This window comes from Comamonas sp. Z3 (assembly GCF_008121565.1).
Taxonomy (GTDB): Bacteria; Pseudomonadota; Gammaproteobacteria; order Burkholderiales; family Burkholderiaceae_C; genus Comamonas; species Comamonas brasiliensis.
In genome coordinates, this window is the sequence record NZ_VOQU01000001.1 from 606711 (window position 1) to 628489 (window position 21779).

20 protein-coding genes are annotated in these 21779 nt (G+C 61.1%); 12 read left to right on the forward strand and 8 right to left on the reverse strand.

Going from position 1 to position 21779, the window contains the following annotated elements; all coding sequences use genetic code 11:
- Window positions 1-2: 2 nt before the first annotated feature.
- Complete coding sequence (locus FSY59_RS02880; protein ID WP_003056666.1) at window positions 3-815, reverse strand: Crp/Fnr family transcriptional regulator; 813 nt, start codon at window positions 813-815, stop codon at window positions 3-5.
- Window positions 816-876: 61 nt separating this feature from the next.
- Between FSY59_RS02880 and FSY59_RS02885 the strand changes: the two genes are divergently transcribed.
- The 4 genes from FSY59_RS02885 (at window position 877) to FSY59_RS02900 (ending at window position 6246) form a co-directional block, all read left to right on the forward strand.
- Window positions 877-1401, forward strand: a complete 525-nt coding sequence (locus FSY59_RS02885; protein WP_148728431.1) for a DUF962 domain-containing protein — start codon at window positions 877-879, stop codon at window positions 1399-1401.
- Window positions 1402-1624: 223 nt separating this feature from the next.
- The gene (gene ppa / locus FSY59_RS02890) at window positions 1625-2152 is read left to right on the forward strand and encodes an inorganic diphosphatase (RefSeq protein ID WP_003056663.1); all 528 of its coding nucleotides are present in this window, start codon (window positions 1625-1627) and stop codon (window positions 2150-2152) included.
- A 138-nt stretch (window positions 2153-2290) separates the two neighbouring features.
- Window positions 2291-4045: a methyl-accepting chemotaxis protein gene (locus FSY59_RS02895; RefSeq protein ID WP_003056660.1), complete on the forward strand. Its 1755-nt coding sequence runs from the start codon at window positions 2291-2293 to the stop codon at window positions 4043-4045.
- 431 nt (window positions 4046-4476) lie between these two features.
- Window positions 4477-6246, forward strand: a complete 1770-nt coding sequence (locus FSY59_RS02900; RefSeq protein WP_003056658.1) for a methyl-accepting chemotaxis protein — start codon at window positions 4477-4479, stop codon at window positions 6244-6246.
- A 59-nt stretch (window positions 6247-6305) separates the two neighbouring features.
- On the opposite strand, the gene FSY59_RS02905 is transcribed toward FSY59_RS02900, so the two are convergent.
- Window positions 6306-7667 carry a GNAT family N-acetyltransferase gene (locus FSY59_RS02905; RefSeq protein ID WP_187427882.1) on the reverse strand — a complete coding sequence of 454 codons (1362 nt, stop codon included), beginning with the start codon at window positions 7665-7667 and terminating at the stop codon, window positions 6306-6308.
- On the opposite strand from FSY59_RS02905, the gene FSY59_RS02910 reads away from it, so the two are divergent.
- Both FSY59_RS02910 and FSY59_RS02915 read left to right on the forward strand, forming a co-directional pair.
- On the forward strand, window positions 7666-9312 hold the full coding sequence (locus FSY59_RS02910) for an NAD+ synthase (protein WP_019043427.1): 1647 nt from the start codon (window positions 7666-7668) through the stop codon (window positions 9310-9312). The genes FSY59_RS02905 and FSY59_RS02910 overlap by 2 nt on opposite strands.
- Window positions 9313-9363: 51 nt before the next feature.
- Window positions 9364-9702 (forward strand): P-II family nitrogen regulator, encoded by a 339-nt coding sequence (locus FSY59_RS02915; protein WP_003056652.1) that lies wholly within the window; start codon window positions 9364-9366, stop codon window positions 9700-9702.
- Between the two features lie 130 nt (window positions 9703-9832).
- On the opposite strand, the gene FSY59_RS02920 is transcribed toward FSY59_RS02915, so the two are convergent.
- The 6 genes from FSY59_RS02920 to FSY59_RS02945 are packed head-to-tail and all read right to left on the reverse strand — an operon-like array spanning window position 9833 to window position 13299.
- Window positions 9833-10426: a TIGR00730 family Rossman fold protein gene (locus FSY59_RS02920; RefSeq protein WP_003056650.1), complete on the reverse strand. Its 594-nt coding sequence runs from the start codon at window positions 10424-10426 to the stop codon at window positions 9833-9835.
- Complete coding sequence (locus FSY59_RS02925; protein WP_003056648.1) at window positions 10423-10821, reverse strand: diacylglycerol kinase; 399 nt, start codon at window positions 10819-10821, stop codon at window positions 10423-10425. The genes FSY59_RS02920 and FSY59_RS02925 overlap by 4 nt, the downstream gene beginning before the upstream one ends.
- Window positions 10822-10833: 12 nt before the next feature.
- Window positions 10834-11382: an RDD family protein gene (locus FSY59_RS02930; RefSeq protein WP_080553908.1), complete on the reverse strand. Its 549-nt coding sequence runs from the start codon at window positions 11380-11382 to the stop codon at window positions 10834-10836.
- Between the two features lie 58 nt (window positions 11383-11440).
- Window positions 11441-12256: a DUF3106 domain-containing protein gene (locus FSY59_RS02935; RefSeq protein WP_003056645.1), complete on the reverse strand. Its 816-nt coding sequence runs from the start codon at window positions 12254-12256 to the stop codon at window positions 11441-11443.
- A gap of 21 nt (window positions 12257-12277) precedes the next feature.
- Window positions 12278-12733, reverse strand: a complete 456-nt coding sequence (locus FSY59_RS02940; protein WP_003056643.1) for a DUF3619 family protein — start codon at window positions 12731-12733, stop codon at window positions 12278-12280.
- The gene (locus FSY59_RS02945; protein WP_003056642.1) at window positions 12730-13299 is read right to left on the reverse strand and encodes an RNA polymerase sigma factor; all 570 of its coding nucleotides are present in this window, start codon (window positions 13297-13299) and stop codon (window positions 12730-12732) included. Before FSY59_RS02945 ends, FSY59_RS02940 begins: the two co-directional genes overlap by 4 nt.
- 265 nt (window positions 13300-13564) lie before the next feature.
- On the opposite strand from FSY59_RS02945, the gene FSY59_RS02950 reads away from it, so the two are divergent.
- From FSY59_RS02950 to FSY59_RS02975, 6 genes are all read left to right on the forward strand, one after another.
- Entirely contained in the window at window positions 13565-15352 is a 1788-nt protein-coding gene (locus FSY59_RS02950) for an acetolactate synthase 3 catalytic subunit (protein WP_003056640.1), read from the forward strand.
- Between the two features lie 158 nt (window positions 15353-15510).
- Window positions 15511-16002, forward strand: a complete 492-nt coding sequence (gene ilvN / locus FSY59_RS02955) for an acetolactate synthase small subunit (RefSeq protein WP_003056638.1) — start codon at window positions 15511-15513, stop codon at window positions 16000-16002.
- A 72-nt stretch (window positions 16003-16074) separates the two neighbouring features.
- Window positions 16075-17091: a ketol-acid reductoisomerase gene (ilvC, locus tag FSY59_RS02960; protein WP_003056637.1), complete on the forward strand. Its 1017-nt coding sequence runs from the start codon at window positions 16075-16077 to the stop codon at window positions 17089-17091.
- A gap of 199 nt (window positions 17092-17290) precedes the next feature.
- Window positions 17291-18160 (forward strand): CDP-diacylglycerol--serine O-phosphatidyltransferase, encoded by an 870-nt coding sequence (pssA, locus tag FSY59_RS02965; protein ID WP_003056635.1) that lies wholly within the window; start codon window positions 17291-17293, stop codon window positions 18158-18160.
- A gap of 231 nt (window positions 18161-18391) precedes the next feature.
- Entirely contained in the window at window positions 18392-20065 is a 1674-nt protein-coding gene (gene leuA / locus FSY59_RS02970) for a 2-isopropylmalate synthase (protein WP_148728432.1), read from the forward strand.
- Between the two features lie 103 nt (window positions 20066-20168).
- The gene (locus FSY59_RS02975) at window positions 20169-21707 is read left to right on the forward strand and encodes a 2-isopropylmalate synthase (protein ID WP_003056633.1); all 1539 of its coding nucleotides are present in this window, start codon (window positions 20169-20171) and stop codon (window positions 21705-21707) included.
- Window positions 21708-21779: the final 72 nt, after the last annotated feature.

A 21779-nucleotide genomic window follows, 5' to 3' on the forward strand; every position in this document is an offset into this window, starting at 1 on the left:
GCCTAGCTGCTCGCGGGTATCTGCCCGGTGAGTGCTGCGGCCTTGAGTGCGGCCAGGTCCAGAACCTCCAGCTTGCCGCGCCGCAGCTGCAGCCAGCCGGCCTGCTGCAGCTCCTGCAGGATCTGGTTGGTGGTCTGGCGGGACAGGCCCAGCATGCGTGCGATCTGCTCCTGCGAGACGGCCAGCTCGCGGTGGGTGCGCATGCGGTCGGCCCATTGCTCGTGGCCCATGGCCATCTGCACCAGACGGCACATCACGCGCTGCGGTGCAGGCAGCACGGTCTGCTCCTCCAGGGCAATCAGGCTGGCACGCAGCTTGTGCGTCAGCAGCAGGGCCATGTGGCGCCAGCAATGCGGATTGGCATCCAGCCACTCGCGCAGCGGCGGTATCGGGATGTGCAGCAGGGCGCAGGCGGTGTTGGCGCAGGCGTCGTGGGTGCGGGGCTCGCCGTCGAAGAGGGCGATCTCGCCCAGCCAGCTCGGCGGCTCGATCAAGGTCAGCAAGGCCGTGCGGGTGTTTTCCTGAAGCGCTGCCGTGCCGGAGATGCTGAGCGAGCCCCTGGCCACTGCATACAGGCCGCAAGGGGCATCGCCGCGGCGAAACAGCCACTCGCCGGCGGCCAGCAGCCTTGGCTGGGCCAGTTGCTGCATCTGGGCGGTCAATTCTGGCGGCAGCGAGCGGAACCAGCGACCGGCCTGCACGATGGCCCAGAGGTCATTGGAGTTGACATGCTCGAAGCTGCCGCGCTTGCGTGCAGGGGGCACGGAGGCCAGTGCAGGCCTGGGTGAGGGTATTAGCGCTTGTGTCGGTGGCATGACAGACGGCAAGGTTGATGCTGCGCCACCATGCTCTGACAAGCGACCAGGAGATACAGCGATGAAAACCCTAATCGATCAACTGTCCAACTACGCCGACTACCACCGCGACCCGCGCAATATCGTCACGCACTACATTGGCGTGCCCCTCATCATGCAGGCGGTGGTCATTCTGCTGGCCAGGCTGCAATGGGGTGCGCTGGGTGGTATGCCGATCTCGCTGGCCCTGCTGGCAGCGCTTGCCGCCGCGGTGTATTACTGGCGGCTGGACGGGCGCTACGGCCTGTTCATGAGCGTGGTGCTGGCCGTCATGCTGGCGCTGGCGGCGCCCATTGCCGCGCAGCCCATGGGCAGCTGGCTGGCCTGGGGGCTGGGCCTGTTCGCGCTCGGATGGGTGATTCAGTTCGTGGGCCACTACTGGGAGGGACGCAAGCCAGCGTTTTTTGACGATGTGATGGGCCTGGTGATTGGTCCGCTGTTTGTGGTGGCCGAACTGGGCTTTGCGCTCGGGCTGCGCAAGGAGGTGCAGGCGGCAGTGGAGCAGCGCGGCGGTCCCGTGCGCCGTCGCCAGCCTGTGAATGCATGATGCTCGGTTGCTGAGAGCTAAAAGCATTGTCGGGTAAAGGGTAAATCGCCTTTTTATGGATATTCCGGCCACTGCCAGTCGCCTGTAATGCATCGCTGAGGACCCAGCTTTCAAACATGTAATGCCAGCGTTAGGGTCATGCGCCTAAAATCGCGGGCTGACCCTCAGGTGCCGATGCCTTGTCGGCTCTGGCGGGCTTTTTGTATTACTTCTCCCAACCATCATGTCTCTGAACAATGTGACCCCCGGCTCCAAGACGCCTGAAGTCTTCAACGTCGTCATCGAAATCTCGGCCAACTCGGCTCCCGTGAAGTACGAAGTGGACAAGGAATCCGGCTGCCTGTTCGTGGATCGTTTCCTGGGCACTGCCATGCACTACCCCGTGAACTACGGCTATGTGCCCCAGACCCTGTCTGGCGACGGCGACCCCGTGGACGTGCTGGTGATGACTCCCTTCCCCCTGCCCAGCGGCGTGGTGGTGCCCTGCCGTGCCATCGGCATTCTGGAGATGGAAGACGAGTCCGGCGTCGACGGCAAGGTTCTGGCTGTTCCCACACAGAAGCTGCTGCCTTCCTACGACAAGATCAACCACCTCAGCGATATCCATGAGCTGACCCTGCAGCAGATCGCCCACTTCTTCGAGCACTACAAGGATCTGGAAAAGGGCAAGTGGGTCAAGGTTCTGGGCTGGAAGGGCGTGGACGCGGCACACAAGGAAATCGTGGACGGTATCGCCAACTACAAGGGCTGATCCAAACTAGTAAAGGGTCTCTAACCTTTACTTGCAGAGAAGCCTCGCCATCTGCATCTATACAATTTGAAACGCACCCGGCGGACCTCGCTTGGTGCGTTTTTTATTGCCTGCATCGATATATACGAGGGGATGCGCATGAGTTGGAAGATTTCGGACTGGCGCGTGGGGACCAAGTTGGGCATCAGCTTCACGGCGCTGGTGCTGTTGTCTGCATTGCTCGGGCTGGTGGCCTGGCTGCAGCTGTCCAGCATTCATGCAGCGGGCCGCGAGGTATCCGAGGTGGCGCTGCCCAGCGTCTACAACGCGGCTTCCATGCGCTCCGAGTACAACCGGCTGCGCCGCCATGAGGCAGGCATCGCCACCGCACGCACTCTGGTCGAGATCGAAGGCTACGAGCAGCAGATCCAGCAGCGCCTGAAGACCATTGCCGAGCAGGAGAAGGTGGTCCATGAGCTGATTGCCAGCCAGCCGCTGCGCGAGGCCTATGAGGGCTATCAGGCCAACAAGGCGAATTTCCTGAAGCTGCATCAGCAGTTGCTGGCACGGGCCCGCGACGGCGACTACAACACTGTGGACAGCCAGGCCGGCATGGCCGATGAACTGGGCCTGTTCTTTGCCGGCCTGTCCGAGCAGGCCTTCAGCCAGCTGGCGGAAAGCACGGGCAAGCTGATGACGCTGCAGCTCGAGAACGCGGCCCAGGCCCAGCAAGCCGAAAAATCCAGCTTCGAGCTGGCTCGCTACTGGCTGCTCGGTACGCTGGCGCTGGTGGTGCTGTTTGCCGCCGTGGTCGGGATTGCGATGACACGCGCCATCACGGCGCCCGTGGCCAAGGCCGTCGAGCTGGCGCAGGCCGTGGCGGCCGGCAGGCTGGGCATGGTGGTGAAGAACCAGCGCCGCGACGAGATGGGCTTGCTGCTCAACGCGCTGGAGGACATGCGTCGCCAGCTGTCCTCCGTGGTTCAGGATGTGCGCGGCAATGCCCACGGCGTGGCCCTGGCGTCCAGCGAAATAGCGCAGGGCAATGCCGATCTTTCATCGCGCACCGAAAGCCAGGCCAGCGCCCTGGAGGAAACGGCGGCATCCATGGAGCAGCTGGGCTCGACCGTGCGTCAGAACGCCGACAATGCCCAGAGCGCCAACCAGATGGCCAGGAACGCCTCCGATGTCGCGGGTCGCGGCGGCGCCGTGGTGGCCCAGGTGGTGGATACCATGAAGGGCATCAACGACAGCAGCCGCCAGATTGCCGACATCATCGGCGTGATCGACTCCATCGCCTTCCAGACCAATATCCTGGCCCTGAACGCAGCCGTGGAGGCCGCGCGAGCGGGCGAGCAGGGCCGTGGCTTTGCCGTGGTGGCAGGGGAGGTCCGTACGCTGGCCCAGCGCAGCGCCGAAGCCGCCAAGGAAATCAAGCAGCTCATCCATGCCAGCGTGGAGCGCGTGGAGCAAGGCTCGCAGCTGGTGGACAAGGCCGGGGCCACCATGGCCGAAATCGTGACGGCCATCGGCCGCGTGACGGACATCATGGGCGAGATCAGCGCCGCCAGCAGCGAGCAGAGCCAGGGTGTGGCCCAGGTCGGCGAAGCCATCACCCAGATGGATCAGGCCACGCAGCAGAACGCGGCCCTGGTGGAGGAAAGTGCCGCGGCGGCCGACTCCCTGCAGCGCCAGGCCAAGGCCTTGGTCGATTCGGTGGCAATCTTTCAGCTCGGCAATCAGGCGCAGGGCTTTGCCAAGGCGGCTCTGCACAACCGGACAGAACCCACAGTGGCCAAGGTCGCAAAGAGCGCAGGCCCGCAAGTCGCTGCGTTGGCCGGCCAGGGGCAGGTCAAGGCGGTTCCCGCGGCTCAGCCCGCTCTGGGAAGCGACCAGGACTGGGAGCAGTTCTGAGGATTTTCCGGTTTCAATGACCTTTGTCTCAAAACCCCGATAGCGAAAGCTGTCGGGGTTTTTTGCAAGCTTTCTCCAAACTGTCTTGATATTGATCAAGAAGAGGGGTGGCTTGGTGCTTTTTCAAAGCTATGTAACTTGTGGCGGCATCGAAAATTCCCCGTCACGGCCATTGGTAACTACTAGTAACTAATGGGGTGATGTAAGTGGTTGCCTACGTATTTGTAGGCTCTTGAAGATAGGCAAGGATTATGAAACTGGAAACAATTGAAAATATATAAGCCGGTATCCGGTTCATTCCATCTCTTGTGTGCCATTCAGAGAGATATTTCCCGATCGAGCAGAAAAAAGTGAATTCGTGCGCTTCGCAGGCCTGGATTCAACAGAAGTATTTATAAAAAACTAATTGGTAATAGAGGGAGGTGCAATCAATGAAAAGCATCAAAATCTCCACGCGGATTCTCGGCACGTTCGGGATTCTGGTCGTGTTGCTGGTCGTGGTGGTCGCCATGGCTTTGCTGCAGCTGCGCTCCATGCGCTCCAGTGCCGAGACCATCACCGGCAACGCCCTGCCCAGTGTGGAAGTGATCAATACCCTCAATACCGACCTGGCGCGCACCCGCTTGCTCGAGTTGCGGCATGTCAATAATGAGGAGCCCGGTTATTTGGCTCAGGTGGAAAGCCAGTTCGATCAATTGCAGAAACATCTGGCCGAGGCCAAAAAGCTCTACGAGCCTTTGATTCTCACGGCCGAGGAGCGCGAGCTCTACACGCAGTTCCTGCACGAGCGGGAGCGTTATGTCGAGGTGAACAAGCGGTTGTTCGAGGTCTCGCGCAGCGGCGACAAGGAACAGGCCAAGCAATTGCTGGGAGGCGAGTCTCTCAAGCTCTACGACGCGTCTTCGGCGACCCTGCAAAAGCTGATCAAGTTCAACAGTGATGTGGCAAGAAGCGAGACGCGGGCTTCGGAGCAGGTTTACGACCGCGCCGTGAGCTTGCTGGTCGTGGCTGCAGCAATTGCGGTGCTGGTGGCCCTGGGCGCAGGCATCTGGCTGGTGCGCTCCATCCGTGCGCCGCTGGAGCAGGCGGTACAGGCTGCGGACCGCGTGGCCAATGGGGATCTGAGCGGCGTCATTCGTGTGGAGGGAGAGGATGAAACCGGTCGCCTGCTGGGCGCCCTGGAGCGTATGCAAAGCAGTCTGGTGCAGACCGTGCGCACGGTACGCCAGAACGCGGAAGGCGTGGCCTCGGCCAGTTCGCAGATTGCCTCGGGCAATGCCGATCTCTCCAGCCGCACCGAGGAGCAGGCCAGTGCACTGGAGCAGACCGCCGCTTCCATGGAGCAGCTGGGCTCCACCGTGCGCCAGAACGCCGACAACGCCCGTGCCGCCAATCAGATGGCCGTGAACGCTTCCCAGGTGGCAGCGCAGGGCGGAGCCGTGGTGGCCGAAGTGGTGGAGACCATGAAAGGCATCAACAACAGCAGCCAGCAGATTGCCGACATCATCACCGTCATCGACTCCATCGCCTTCCAGACCAATATCCTGGCGCTGAATGCGGCCGTGGAAGCGGCGCGTGCCGGCGAGCAGGGCCGTGGTTTTGCCGTGGTGGCGGGCGAGGTGCGCACCCTGGCCCAGCGCAGCGCCGAAGCTGCCAAGGAAATCAAGGCCTTGATCAACACCAGCGTGCAACGTGTGGAGCAGGGCACGCAACTGGTGGACAAGGCCGGAGCCACCATGGCCGACATCGTGTCGGCGATCAGCCGGGTGACGGACCTGATGACCGAAATCAGTGCCGCCAGCCAGGAGCAGAGCCAGGGTGTGGCCCAGGTGGGCGAGGCGGTGACGCAGATGGATCAGACGACGCAGCAGAATGCGGCGCTGGTCGAAGAAAGCGCCGCCGCCGCCGGTGCGCTGCGCAAGCAGGCACAGGATCTGGTCCAGGCCGTGGCGGTGTTTCAGCTGCCTGGCGCAGCGGCTTACGAGCCGTCGCCAAAGACTGTCTCCCGTGCCGCCGCCCCAGTCAAGGCCGCTGCTGCCGCACCAGCGCGCCAGGCACCTGCCGGCCGTGTGGCCGCCCAGCCGGCACCCAGGCAGGCGGCTCCGCGCTCCTTGATGGGCGGGTCCATGGCGGGCGAATCCGCGCCTGCCCGCAATGCGCCAAAGTCCTCGCTGAACGAGGATGACTGGGAAACCTTCTGAATGTCTCCAAGGGTACGGGATTCAAGGCCGCTGCAAAGCGGCCTTTTTTGTCTCCGCCTTCAGGCCCTGCGCAGCGGGTTATGGGACTGCAGCTCTTGCACATACTGGGCCATGCCTTCGCCTTCGCGCTGCAAAAAGCGCTCGATGGCATCGGCAAAAGCCGGGTGGGCCACCCAGTGGGCGCTGGGGGTCTCCACGGGCAGCAGCGCACGGGCCATCTTGTGCTCTCCCTGGGCGCCGCCTTCGAAACGGTCAAAGCCGTTGGCAATGCACCATTCGATGGGCTGGTAGTAGCAGGCTTCGAAATGCAGGCTGTCGACCCGCTCCAGAGCGCCCCAGTAGCGACCATAGGCAACTTTGTTATTGATAGCGTCTTGCGCTTGTCTGTCCTCAAAAAATAATAGATTTGATGATGAAACTGTTTCCTGAAAAGCGGTAATAGCTATCAAACTTGATGCAATCGGTTGCCCGTTGCGCTCGGCGATGAACATCACCCAGTTCTCGGGCATGGCCGAGGCCATGGCGGCAAAGAACTCTGGTGTCAGATAAGGCGGGTTGCCATGCTCCAGGTAGGTGCGCTCATAGCAGCGGTAGAAGAAGGACCAGTCCTGCGCACCGATATCGCAGCCCTTGATGGCTCTGAAGCTCACGCCGGCTTCGCGAACCTTGCGCCGCTCCTGGCGGATCTTCTTGCGCTTTTCCTGGTTCAGCGAGCCCAGAAAGTCGTCGAAGTCCTTCCAGCGGGACGTTGTCGCCGCAGTGCCGGCGCAGGCCTGCAGGCTGGCGGGCTCTGCCTCTGCAGGCAGAGTGGCGCCCGCAACGGGGAGTGCGGGCGGCGTGTTCGTCCAGTGAAACTGCACCGTGCTGCGCTGCATCCAGCCGGCCGCAGCGCAGGCGGCAAGATCGTCGGCATCACCGAACAGCAGGTGCAGCGATGACAGCTGCTGCTCGGCTGCCCAGGCCTGGATGGCCTGCACCAGCGCCACGCGCAGCGCCTGGCTGCGCGCCAGCAGGCGGGAGCCGGGCACGGGCGTGAAGGGGACGGCCAGCAAACCCTTGGGGTAGTAAGGCAGGCCATGCTGCTGATAGGCACGCGCCCAGGCCCAGTCAAACACATATTCTCCGTAGGAGTGGGTCTTGATATAGAGGGGGCAGGCCGCCAGCAGCTCATCGCCGTCCCAGACGGTGATGACCCGGGCGATCCAGCCCGTATCGGGCGTGGCGCTGCCGCTTTGCTCCATGGCAGCCAGGTATTCGTGGCGCATGAAGGGCGTGGGCGTGGATTGAGAGGCCAGCAGCACATTCCAGGTTTGTGCGTCCAGCTGCTGCACGCTGGCAAGCACGCGAGTGATAATCTTGTTTTCGGCCATGCCCTGATTGTCGCGGGGGCTGGTGGCCTCACCGCCTAGCTTGCATTTCATGACGCTTTCCATCTGCTGTGCCCAACGCAATTTTGTTGTGGGAGACCTCTCTGGCAATGTCCAGAAAATCATTGCCGCTGCCGAACAAGCTTATGCCAACGGTGCCCGCCTGCTGCTCACGCCCGAGCTGGCCCTGTGTGGCTATGCGGCCGAAGACCTTTATCTGCGTCCGGCTTTTCTGGATGCCTGCGACGAGGCCTTGAAGCAGCTGCAGCAGGCCAGCAGCCAATGGCCGGGGCTGGCCCTGGTCATCGGTCACCCGCAGCGCGATGCCCAGACCGGGACATTGTTCAACGCTGCCAGCGTGCTGCGCGACGGCCAGTTGGTGGCACGCTATTACAAGCAGTTGCTGCCCAATTTTGGCGTGTTTGACGAACAGCGCTACTTTGCGGCCGGTGAGCAAAGCTGTGTCTTCGAGCTTGATGGTATCCGTATCGGTCTGCTGATTTGCGAAGACGCCTGGCATGCCGGCCCGGCCCGTGCCGCCGTGGCCGCAGGCGCCCAGTTGCTGCTCGTCATCAATGCCTCGCCATTCCATAGCGGCAAACCCCTGGAGCGCGAGGCGGTGATTGCGCAGCGCGCCGTGGAAAACGCGGTTCCTCTGGTCTATGCCCATCTGGTGGGTGGCCAGGACGAAGTGGTGTTCGACGGCTGCTCGTTCGCGGTGCAGGCCGACGGCCAGGTGGCGGCGCGTGCGGCGGCCTTCGAGGAAGATCTGCCCATGATGGCCGCGCATCCGGGCGATGGCGGCGTGACGCTGATGGGCGAAGTCAGGCCTCTGCCGGGCCACCATCAGGCGCTCTGGTCTGCGCTGGTGCTGTCCGTGCGCGACTATGTGGGCAAGAACCGCTTCCCGGGCGCGCTCATCGGCCTGTCGGGCGGCATGGACTCGGCCCTGGTGCTGGCCATTGCCGTGGACGCTCTGGGTGCGGACAAGGTGCGCACGGTCATGATGCCTTCGCCCTATACGGCCGATATCAGCTGGCTGGACGCGCGCGAAATGTCCGAGCGCGTGGGCGTACAGCACGAAGAGATCGATATCGCGCCGCAGTTCGAGGCCTTCAAGGCGGCGCTGGCTGGCACGTTTGCGGGGCGTGCCGAAGACACGACCGAGGAAAATCTGCAGGCCCGTATTCGCGGCACCCTGCTGATGGCCATGAGCAACAAGTTTGGCTCCATCGTGCTGACCACGGGCAACAAGAGCGAGATGTCCACCGGCTACTGCACGCTGTACGGCGACATGGCCGGCGGCTTTGCGGTCATCAAGGATGTGTTCAAGACCGAGGTGTTCGCGCTGGCGCGCTGGCGCAATGCCAACGACCTCTTCGGCACCGGGCTCGACCCCATCCCCGAGCGCATCATCACGCGCCCGCCCAGCGCCGAGCTGCGCCCCGATCAGAAGGATCAGGACAGCCTGCCGGACTACGAGGTGCTGGATGCCATCGTGTCCCGCTACATGGAAAACAACGAGAGCATAAGTTCCATCGTTGCCGAGGGTTTTGCACCGGCGGACGTGGAACGGGTCACGCGTCTGATACAAATCAACGAGTACAAGCGCCGCCAGGCTCCGGTCGGTCCGCGCCTGACGATGCGCAGCTTCGGCAAGGACTGGCGCTATCCCATCACCAACAAATTTCGCGCCTGAGTCTTTGCCTCCGGTGTTTTGCCGATTTCAATCCATTGAGGAACTAGCCCCATGAAAATGATTACCGCCGTCATCAAGCCCTTCAAGCTCGAGGAAGTGCGCGAGGCCCTGGCCGAGTGTGGGGTGAACGGTCTGACCGTGACCGAAGTCAAGGGTTTCGGCCGCCAGAAAGGCCATACCGAGCTCTACCGTGGCGCCGAATACGTGGTCGATTTCCTGCCCAAGGTGAAGATCGAAGTGGTGGTGCGCGACGAAGACGTGGATCGCTGCGTGGACGCCGTCGTCAATGTCGCGCGCACCGGCAAGATTGGCGATGGCAAGATCTTCATCACTCCCGTGGAGCGCGTGGTGCGTATCCGCACGGGCGAGTTGGACGATACCGCTGTCTGAGCGGGCATGCCGTGCCCCAGGCATGTGCCCCAATCAAAAAGCCAGACCCTGAGTCTGGCTTTTTTCATGGCCCGGAGCCGGGTCTGTGGCTTGCCCGAAGGACGGCCGTCCGGTGGATGCCGTCCAGGGTTCAGATCACGGAGCGCAGAGGCGGCGTATCCAGCTGGCTGCCGGCATTCTGGACGAGATTTTGCAGCAGGGCCGGGGTGTCGCTGCTGCTTTCGACCAGTCCCATCTGCCACTCACCCATGAAGCCGCTGCCCACGCAGGATTGAAGAAACTGCAGCATGGCATCGTAATAGCCATCCACATTGAGAATGCCGATGGGCTTGTCGTGGTAGCCCAGCTGGCGCCAGGTCCAGACTTCGAACAGCTCCTCAAACGTGCCGATGCCGCCGGGCAGGGCCACGAAGGCATCGCTGCGCTCGGCCATCATGGCCTTGCGTTCGTGCATGTTCTTGACGATGTGCAGCTCGTCGCAGGCCTGGTTGGCCAGTTCCTTGTCGACCAGTGCCTGGGGGATGATGCCGACGACACGGCCGCCAGCTTCGCGCGTGGCTTCGGCCACCACACCCATCAGGCCGCTGCGTCCGCCGCCATAGACCAGCTGGCCGCCGCGCGAGCCTATCCACTGGCCAACGGCCTTGGCGACTTCGGTGAATTGAGGGTTGGTGCCGGGGCGTGAGCCGCAGTACACGCAGATGGAAAAAGCGGGTTGAGTCATACGATGAAACGGTGATAAAGAGCGGCAGCCCAGACGGCGCCGCACAGGCACAGGGCCAGGAATACAGCGGCGCTGCCCATGTCCTTGGCTTTCTTGGACAGCTCATGCCATTCGGGGCCGATACGGTCTATGGCGGCCTCGATGCCGGTATTGAGCAGTTCCACAATGAGAACCAGGATGACGCTGCCGGCCAGCAGCGCTGCCTGCTCCCAGCTCTGCCCCAGCCAGAGCGCCAGCGGGATCATGACAAATGCGCAGACGGCTTCTTGCTGAAAGGCCTTTTCATGCCAGCCGGCCCTGAGGCCGGCCAGCGAATAGCCGCCGGCATGCAGCACCCGGGACAGTCCGGTGCGGCTTTTTTGCGGATTGACGGGATCGGGTGATGAGGTGCTCATTGAAAAGTTGGGTCAGCGGATGCGTTTGGGTGCAGGGGCCTGATGTATCAGCTGGGTGCCGGCCCAGGCGTCGTGCCAGAACTGCTTTCGGGGATGAAAACGGCTCAGCAGCGCCCAGATCAGAATCCAGCCCGTGAGCAGCACCAGTACCTCCAGCGGCGGCAGGCCCAGCGGGTAGAGCAGGGCCAGCGGCGGCAGCCACCACATCCAGCTGGCAGCGTAGCGCAGCAGGGCGCGGGTTTGCGTCAGGGGACGGCCCTGGGTGTCGACCACGCGGATATGCCAGGTCTTCATGGCCAGCGTCTGTCCCTTGCTCCAGAACCAGACAAAGTAAATGCCCAGCACCACCAGCATGAAGGCCTGCAGCAGATGACGGTTGTCGAGTGCGTTGCGCGTCTGCGACAGCGTGCCGAACAGATAGCCGGCGATAAACACCACGCCAAACAAAAGCATGCCTTCATAAAGCCAGCAAGCCATGCGGCGGCGCAGGCTTGGAGCTATGAAATCAGAAGCGGATGAAAGTGCTGCACTGCCTTCGCGGATCGGGGTGTCTTGCTGCATGAGGGCATTGTAGGGCTCAGGTCAGCAGGCTTGGCGCTCGGTTGCCGCAGCGACACTGTCATTGGTGCGCGTCTTGACCTGGAGCATCCAGCGGCGGCAGGGTGATGGGGGTGGCGCGTGGAATGTCCACGGGTGCGGTTTCCACAATCACCGAAGGCGTGCGGACCGGGTGGGTTTCCACCATGGCCGGCGTGGAAGGCACGGGTGGTGGTGGGTGGTGAATGGTCGCGGGCGGAATCTTGGGCAGATTGGGCACCGTATTGGGAGAGGCCGTGGCCGCGGGAATGCGGGCCAGCTTCTTGGTGGGCACGGGCTTGATGGCGGGTGCGGCAGTCACCACCTTGGGGGTGGCGCGGGCTGCCAGCAGTCGCTTTTCCTCATCGCTCAGGGCCTGATAGGCCTCCCACTGGGCCTGCTTGTCTGTCGCGAGCTTGTTGGTGATGGCAAAGTTCAGGCGTGCCTGATTGCGCTGGGCAGCGCTCAGGCCGGACCAGTCTTCCATGCGGTCGTGAAGCTTTTGCTGTTCGCGCTCGCTCAGTTTGTCAAAGCCATCGGCCAGGGCAATCCAGCGGCGCTTCTGCACCGAACCTATCATGGCCCAGCGCTCTTGCAGGGGCTGCAGGATTTCGCGCTGGTGGCTGCTGAGCTCGCCCCAGCGCGGGCCCGAGGCCTGGGCCGTGGCTCTCTGGCGTGTCGAGGGGTCGGCATGCACGGACCTGGAGGATGCGACCGTGGCCGGCGGCACGGAGCTGGGTGCCAGCCTGACTTGCTGTACGACATTCCACCCCGTCCAGCCCAAGGCCACCAACAACAGCGCCGCCATGACGGCGGCGGTGTTCTCGGGTTTCAGGAGGGAGCGCTTCTCAGTGGGCATCAATGCAGGGCGGCAGGCTGTTTAGTGTTCTGATGGGGCGGCGGCCGAGGTCTTGAGGTACTGGATGAAGCCAGGGTCAGAGTAAGCGGCAGGGGGCAGATCGTCGGTCAGCAAGGCGGTATCGACCTCGGTGACTTCGCTCAGCATACTTTGTTCGGTGTCGGAGTTGTAGATCACCAGGCCCGCAATGAGTGCAAAAACCGGAATCGCCGAGACCAGGGTGCGCCACCAGCCATTGCCCTCGTCGGGGCTGCCCAGCGTCAGGGTATTGCCCTGGGCCGATGCAGCGGTGCTGGTCTGAACGCGCTGAACGGCGGCTTCGCGGCGGCGTATGGACACAGCTTGCTCGCGGGAGGCGCGCAGGCGCTCGGTGACTTCGTAGGGGAGCAAGGCTTCGCCCTCACTCAGTCGGGCAGTGATTTGACGGGCGATGCGGTCGACGGCCTGTTCTTGCCGGAGGGTGGGCACGGTTTTCATAACTCGATTCCTTTGGCCTTGAGTGCCTTGCTCAGTGTTTGGATGGCGCGAAAGCAATGGGTTTTGACGCTGCCTTCTGAACAACCCATGGCGGCAGCGGTTTCCGCAACATCCATCTCTTCCCAATAACGCATGAGAAAGGCCTCGCGTTGACGCGCCGGCAGCTCCTGTATCTCTTTTTCTATGCTTTGCAAGGTCTGCTTGCGCTCGGTCAGGCTTTCGGCGTTGCTGGAGGCTGATGCGTCGCTGTTGGTGGCATAGGTTTCCAGCCAGTCGAAGTCGCTGTCTGAGTCTACGGAGGACTCCAGGTCGCTGAAGTGGGTGAAAACCGCCTTCTGGGTCTTCTGGCGGCGAAACCAGTCCAGCGTGCTGTTCGACAGGATGCGCTGGAACAGCATGGGCAGCTCGTTGGCGGGCTTGTCCCCGTAATGCTGGGCCAGCTTGAGCATGCTGTCCTGCACGATATCCAGGGCGGCCTCCTCGTCGCGGACATGGAAAACACTGCGCTTGAAGGCGCGCTTTTCAACGTCTTTGAGGAATGCAGACAGTTCTTGTTCTGTGGCCAAGAGAGAGTAACCCTGGAAAAAGCGGGAGTTGTTTGGTGATGAAAGCCGCAGATTATCGCATTCGATGATGTTTTTTTGTGTACTGCAATTGAAGGTCTTGTTGCAGTGCGATAATGATCTTCAACTTATAGAAGCAAACGGATCACGGTCCGGCGTACACACAAACGTCCATGGCATGTGGTCTTAAGTCCTAAACCGGCCTCACAAGGGCTTCAGGCTAAGGGCACCGAAGGTTTTTCGTTAGAGAAATTCACAAAGGTTGATCATGGAAATCTCCAAAGCCGAGCTGGCCTCTGCAGCCGCCGCATCGTCCCCCAAGGGCGCCCAGGAACTGATGGGCTCCGAAATCCTCATCAAGTCGCTTCAGGCCGAAGGTGTCAAGCACCTGTGGGGTTATCCTGGCGGGGCAGTTCTCTATATTTACGACGCGCTCTACAAGCAAGACAGCATTCAGCATGTGCTGGTGCGCCACGAGCAGGCGGCCGTGCATGCTGCCGATGGTTTTGCGCGTGCCACCGGTGAGGTGGGCGTGGCGCTGGTGACCTCCGGCCCCGGCCTGACCAATGCGGTGACGGGCATTGCCACCGCCTATACCGACTCCATCCCCATGGTGGTGATTGCGGGCCAGACATCGACCAATTACATCGGTACCGACGCATTTCAAGAATGCGACACCGTGGGCATCACTCGTCCCATCGTCAAGCACAACTTCCTGGTCAAGGATGTGCGCGAACTGGCCGAGACCATGAAAAAAGCTTTCCACATTGCCCGCACCGGCCGTCCCGGCCCTGTGGTGGTGGATATTCCCAAGGACGTGTCCTTCAAGAAGGCGCTGTACACGGGCTATCCTGAAAAAGTGGAAATGCGCTCCTACAACCCCGTCAAGAAGGGTCATGCGGGCCAGATTCGCAAGGCCTTGCAGCTGCTGCTGACGGCCAAGCGTCCCTATATCTATACCGGCGGCGGCGTGCTGCTGGGCAATGCCTGCAACGAGCTGCGTCAGCTGGTGGACATGCTGGGCTACCCCGTCACGCATACGCTGATGGGCCTGGGCGCCTATCCAGCCAGCGACAGGAAGTTCCTGGGCATGCTGGGCATGCACGGCACCATCGAGGCCAACAATGCCATGCAGAACTGCGATGTGCTGCTGGCCGTGGGGGCGCGCTTTGACGACCGCGTGATCGGCAATCCCAAGCATTTCATGTCGGTGGAGCGCAAGATCATCCATATCGACATCGATCCTTCCTCCATCTCCAAGCGCGTCAAGGTGGACGTGCCCATCGTGGGCGATGTCAAGGACGTGCTCAATGAGCTGATCGCCATGCTGCGCGAGTCGGCACAGCGTCCCGATGAGGCAGCTCTGGGCCAATGGTGGAGCACCATCGAAGGCTGGCGCAGCCGTGACTGCCTGAGCTACGACAAGTCCAACGCCGAAGTCATCAAGCCCCAGTACGTGGTCGACACGCTGTGGAACATGACCAAGGATGCCGATGCCTACATCACCTCCGATGTGGGTCAGCACCAGATGTGGGCGGCGCAGTACTACCGCTTTGATGAACCCCGTCGCTGGATCAATTCCGGCGGTCTGGGCACCATGGGTGTGGGCCTGCCTTATGCCATGGGCATCAAGCTGGCCAAGCCCGACTCCGAAGTCTTCTGCATCACGGGCGAAGGCTCGATCCAGATGAATATCCAGGAGTTGGCCACCTGCAAGCAGTACAACACCCCGGTGGTCATCTGCGCGCTGAACAACCGCTTCCTGGGTATGGTGCGCCAGTGGCAGGAAATTGAATACTCGGGTCGCTACTCGAGCAGCTACATGGATTCGCTGCCCGACTTCGTGAAGCTGGCCGAGGCCTTCGGCCACCGCGGCCTGCTGATCGAAAAACCTGCCGATGTCGAGGCTGCGCTGCGCGAAGCGCGCCGTATCGTGCGCGAGGAAAGCAAGACCGTCTTCCTGGACTTCCGCACCGATCCGACCGAGAACGTGTTCCCCATGGTGCAGGCCGGCCGTGGCATCACGGAAATGCTGCTGGGCGCTGACGACCTGTGATGCGTAGAGCGCCGGTTTTCTAGTGAATTCGGCTCAAAGCACTTACATGTCAAGCGCAAGTGGCTATATTTTAAATAGCATTTTTTGACGAATCTATTGTCCGCCGAGCCTGGCACTTACCGGTGTCAGGGGAGGGCGGCGAAAAGAGGAATCTCCCAATGAAACACATTATTGCCGTGCTGCTCGAGAACGAGCCTGGAGCACTGTCGCGCGTCGTGGGTCTGTTTTCTGCCCGTGGCTACAACATTGAATCCCTGACTGTCGCGCCAACCGAGGATCCCTCGCTGTCGCGCATGACCATCCTCACCACAGGTTCGGACGATGTGATCGAGCAAATCACAAAGCACCTGAACCGACTGATTGAAGTGGTTAAAGTGGTGGACCTGACCGAAGGTGCTTACACCGAGCGCGAGCTGATGATGGTCAAGGTGCGTGCCGTGGGCAAGGAGCGCGAGGAAATGAAGCGCATGGCGGACATCTTCCGCGGCCGCATCATCGACGTGACCGAAAAGAGCTACACCGTGGAGCTGACCGGCGACCAGTCCAAGAACGACGCCTTCCTGCAAGCCATTGATCGCACTGCCATCCTTGAGACCGTTCGCACGGGCGCCTCGGGTATTGGCCGTGGCGAACGCATTCTGCGTGTCTAATGGCTGTTTGCACCACTTTTGAATCTGAACAAACCTTTTTAACCCCCTCAAGATAAGAGACCTGGAGCCATCATGAAAGTTTTCTACGACAAGGACTGTGACCTGAGCCTGATCAAGGGCAAGACTGTTGCCATCATCGGCTACGGCAGCCAAGGCCACGCACATGCTCAAAACCTGAACGACAGCGGCGTGAAGGTTGTGGTCGGTCTGCGCAAGGGCGGCTCTTCCTGGGACAAGGTCGGCAAGGCCGGCCTGACCGTGATGGAAGTCAACGACGCGGTCAAGGCTGCCGACGTGGTCATGATCCTGCTGCCCGACGAGAACATCCCCGAGGTGTACAAGAACAACGTCGAGCCCAACATCAAGTCCGGCGCAACCCTGGCTTTCGCCCACGGCTTCAACGTGCACTACAACCAGGTCGTGCCCCGCGCCGATCTGGACGTGATTATGGTCGCCCCCAAGGGCCCCGGCCACACCGTGCGCTCCGAATACCTGAAGGGCGGCGGCGTGCCTTCCCTGATCGCCATCTACCAGGACAAGTCCGGCAAGGCCCGTGACGTGGCCCTGTCCTATGCCTCCGCCAACGGCGGCGGCAAGGGTGGCATCATCGAAACCAACTTCAAGGAAGAAACCGAGACCGATCTGTTCGGCGAGCAGGCCGTGCTGTGTGGCGGTGCCGTGGAACTGGTGAAGATGGGCTTCGAGACTTTGACTGAAGCTGGCTACGCTCCCGAAATGGCTTACTTCGAGTGCCTGCACGAGCTCAAGCTGATCGTTGACCTGATGTATGAAGGCGGCATCGCCAACATGAACTACTCCATCTCCAACAACGCGGAGTATGGCGAGTACGTGACCGGCCCTGAAGTCATCAACGAAGAATCCCGCAAGGCCATGCGCAATGCCCTCAAGCGCATCCAGAGCGGTGAATACGCCAAGATGTTCATCAGCGAAGGCCGTCTGAACTATCCTTCGATGACTGCCCGTCGTCGCCAGAACGCCGATCACGCCATCGAGCAAGTGGGCGGCCAGCTGCGCTCCATGATGCCCTGGATCTCCAAGAACAAGCTGGTCGACCAGACCCGCAACTAATGCAGGCAAGTCATTCGGCGCGAGCCGGATGACTGCGCCCGAGCAAGAGGCCACCTTCGAGGTGGCCTTTTTTCATTCCGGATGCGATCTGTGTGGCGGGTACACTGGTGGCAGGGACATGGCCGTGATGACCATGCTTTAAATACTATCGTTTTAATAGCTGCATGCATTTGACATGCAAGCACTGGAGGTCTGTTTGATGCAAAACAGCAATGATTCTGCCGATCTGAGTGGAATGCCGCGCAAGCCGCGCAAAGGCATTTATGTGCTGCCCAATCTGTTCACGCTGGCAGCGCTGTTTGGCGGTTTCTACGCCATCGTCATGGCCATGAACAACAAGTTCGAGCTGGCGGCCGTGGGCGTTTTCTGCGCCATGGTGCTCGATAGCCTGGACGGGCGCGTGGCGCGCATGACGCACACGCAAAGCGCGTTCGGCGAGCAGATGGACTCGCTCTCGGACATGGTGTCCTTCGGTGCCGCGCCCGCGTTGATTGCTTATGAATGGGCCCTGCGTCCCCTGGGGCGCTGGGGCTGGATTGCCGCTTTTGTCTATTGCGCCTGCGCGGCATTGCGCCTGGCTCGCTTCAACGTGAATACGGCCGTGGTGGACAAGCGCTATTTCCAGGGCATGCCTTCACCTGCGGCAGCGGCCCTGGTGGCGGGCTTTATCTGGCTGACCAGTGCGCTGATGGTTTCCCATCGCGATGTGCCCATCTTCGGCGATGTGATTTCCTGGTTCGGCGGCTATCCCACGGACAGGGCAGATCTGTCCTGGATCATGTTCGCCATCACGCTGTTCGCGGGCCTGACCATGGTCACGAATATTCCCTATTACAGCTTCAAGGACATCGGTGGCGCCAAGAGCATGCCCTTTGTCTCGCTGGTGGTGGTGGCGCTGCTGATGGCCGTGGTCAGCATCGAGCCTGCAACCATGCTGTTCCTGGTGTTTGTCGGCTACTCGGTCTCGGGCTATGTGATCTATGTCTGGCGCCGTGCCAAGGGCGAGCAGGTGAGCATCGTCGCCACCTCCAAGGACGAGCCCGACGAGCGGGGCCTGCACGACGATTGAAATCGTCGCCGAAAAAATCCTGGCCCTGTCAACTTTTCTTGTGTTAAAGTGAGCCGCATGCAAAACCTGTCGCTAGCTCTACTACTAATGTCCAACGGGCAGAGAAAGTAGCGCGCGCGTACAAACACACCCTACTTGGCGGCCCGTAGCATCAGCGACGGGCCGTTTTTGCTTTTGGGCGTCGCTGGAGCTGGGTTCAATTTCCTCTAATTTCGACTAAAGAGACTCACCATGTTGCAAAACCCTTCCACCAAATACCGCGCTTTCGCCCCCGTGCGTCTGACCGATCGCACCTGGCCCGACGCGGTCATCACCAAGCCTCCGGTCTGGTGCAGCGTGGATCTGCGTGACGGCAACCAGGCCCTGATCGAGCCCATGGACATCGAGCGCAAGGTGCGCATGTTCGAGCAACTGGTGAAGATCGGTTTCAAGGAAATCGAAGTCGGCTTTCCTTCGGCCTCGCAGATCGAGTTCGACTTCATGCGCAAGCTCATCGAGGAAAACCGCATTCCCGACGACGTGACCGTGCAGGTGCTGACCCAGGCGCGTGAGCATCTGATTCGCCGCACTTTCGAAGCGCTCGAAGGTGTGCCCCGCGCGATTGTCCATCTCTACAACGCCACGGCTCCGGTGATGCGCCGTGTGGTGCTGAACATGAGTGAAGACGAGATTGTGGAGCTGGCGGTGACCAATGCGCAGATGTTCAAGGACATTGCGGCCCAGCACCCCCAGACCAAATGGACCTTCCAGTACTCGCCCGAAATGTATTCGGACACCGAACTGGAGTTCTCCAAGCGCGTGATCGACGCCGTCACCGATGTCTGGCAGCCCACGCCCGAGAACAAGTGCATCATCAATCTGCCCACCACCGTGGAGCATTCCACGCCCAATATCTTTGCCGACATGGTGGAATGGACGCATCGCAACATCAAGCGCCGCGACAGCGTGGTGATCTCGGTCCATCCGCATAACGACCGCGGCACGGGAACGGCGGCTGCCGAGTTGTCCCTGATGGCCGGCGCGGACCGTCTGGAAGGCTGTCTGTTCGGCAACGGCGAGCGCACCGGCAATCTGGACGTAGTGAACGTGGCGCTCAATATGTACATCCAGGGCGTGAACCCGGGCCTGGATTTCTCCGACATCGACGATATCCGCGCAACGGTCGAGCATTGCAACCAGTTGCCCGTGCATCCTCGTCATCCTTACGTGGGTGACTTGGTCTACACCTCCTTCTCCGGCTCTCACCAGGATGCCATCAAGAAGGCTTTCGCCGCCCACAAGGAAGGCGATATCTGGGATATGCCCTATCTGCCCATCGATCCCAAGGACCTGGGTCGCAGCTATGAGGCAGTGATTCGCGTGAACAGCCAGTCGGGCAAGGGCGGCATTGCCTATCTGCTCGAGAGCGAGTACGGGCTTCAGCTGCCTCGCCGCCTGCAGATCGAGTTCAGCCAGGTCGTGCAGCGCGAGATGGATGCCAGCGGCAAGGAATTGTCGGCTGCGGATCTGTGGGAGCTGTTCCAGCGCGAATATGGCGTCAACACCGTCAAGCCGCCTCAATATCGTCTGAGCGAGGCCGATGGTGTGGTCAACATGACGTCCGAAATCGAAATCGCCGGAGAGAAGGTTTTTCTGGAAGGCGAAGGTACGGGCCCCATTGATGCCTTCGTGCAGGCGCTGTCGGCTGAACTCGGCCGCAATGTGCGCGTGCTCAACTATGCCGAGCATGCGATTGGCGAGGGTGCGAATGCCAAGGCGATTGCCTATGTGGAATTGCGCGTGGATGACGCTCAGGTCTGCTACGGCGTAGGGGTGGATGCCAATATCGTTTCCGCCTCGTTGCGCGCCATCATCTCAGGAGTGCAGCGCGTTACCGCTGTCGTTGAAGAGGCGGTAGCTGCTTAAAAGGTTCAAAGCCGGTGTCGCCAAAAGCGCACCGGCTTTTTTGTCGGCAATCCTCCAGTCAAAACAGGCGTCTACCGGCGCCATCACATAGAGAGTCCCCACCATGTCCGATCAGCTCATTATTTTCGACACCACCTTGCGTGACGGCGAGCAATCGCCCGGCGCTTCCATGACGCGCGATGAAAAGCTGCGCATTGCCCGTCAGTTGGAGCGTCTGAAAGTCGATGTGATCGAGGCCGGGTTTGCTGCAGCATCCAATGGAGACTTCGAGTCCATCCAGACCATTGCACGAGCCATCAAGGACTCCACGGTCTGCTCGCTCTCCCGCGCCAACGACCGCGACATCGCGCGTGCGGCTGAGTCGTTGAAGGGGGCCAACCGCGCTCGCATTCACACCTTCATCGCCACCAGTCCGCTGCACATGGAGAAAAAGCTGCGCATGACACCCGAACAGGTGCTGGAGCAGGCCAAGCAGGCGGTGCGCTTCGGGCGCAATCTCATCGAAGACATCGAGTTCAGCGCGGAGGATGGCTATCGCAGCGAACCCGATTTTCTGGCGCGTGTGATCGAGGCGGTCATCAAGGAAGGCGCAACCACCATCAACGTGCCCGACACCGTGGGCTATGCGATTCCCGAGCTCTATGGTGAATTCATTCGCAACCTGCGCGAGCGCGTGCCCAACAGCGACAAGGCTGTCTGGTCCGTGCATTGCCACAACGACCTGGGCATGGCGGTTGCCAATTCGCTGGCGGGCGTGAAGATCGGCGGCGCGCGGCAGATTGAGTGCACCATCAACGGTCTGGGCGAGCGCGCGGGTAACTGCTCACTTGAAGAAGTGGTCATGGCCATCAAGACGCGCAAGGACTATTTCGGGCTGGAGGTGAATATCGACACCCAGCACATCGTGGCCGCCAGCCGCCTGGTCAGCCAGACCACGGGCTTTGTGGTGCAGCCCAACAAGGCGGTGGTGGGAGCCAATGCCTTTGCCCATGCCTCCGGCATTCATCAGGATGGCGTGCTCAAGGCGCGTGATACCTACGAAATCATGCGTGCCGAGGATGTGGGCTGGGCGGCCAACAAGATCGTGCTGGGCAAACTCAGCGGTCGCAATGCCTTCAAGCAGCGCCTGCAGGAGCTGGGGGTGGAGCTGGACAGCGAAGCGGCCATCAACCAGGCTTTCACGCGCTTCAAGGAACTCGCGGATCGCAAGAGCGAGATTTTTGACGAGGACATTCTGGCGCTGGTGAATGCTGAAGGCGCGGAGCATCAGGGCAATCAGTTCCAGTTCATTTCGCTGGCCCAGCAGAGTGAAACAGGTGAGCGCCCACATGCCAGCGTGGTCTTCAGCAATGCAGGCCGGGAAATCAAGGCCAGTTCAGAGGGCAATGGTCCGGTCGATGCCTCGTTCAAGGCCATCGAGTCCGAAGTCAAGAGCGGTGCCGAAATGGTGCTGTATTCCGTCAATGCCATCAGCGGCTCAACCGAGAGTCAGGGCGAGGTGACGGTGCGCCTGCAACGCAGTGGTCGCGTCGTCAACGGAGTGGGTGCTGACCCCGATATTGTGGTCGCATCGGCCAAGGCTTACCTGAGCGCTTTGAACAAATTGCATAGCAATCAGGAAGTTGTTGCAGCACAAGGTTGACTGCTGGATTTATAATTTCACTCAGATTATCGAGAAGGTTGTGCAAGTGCTTGTCACTGCACAACTTTTTTG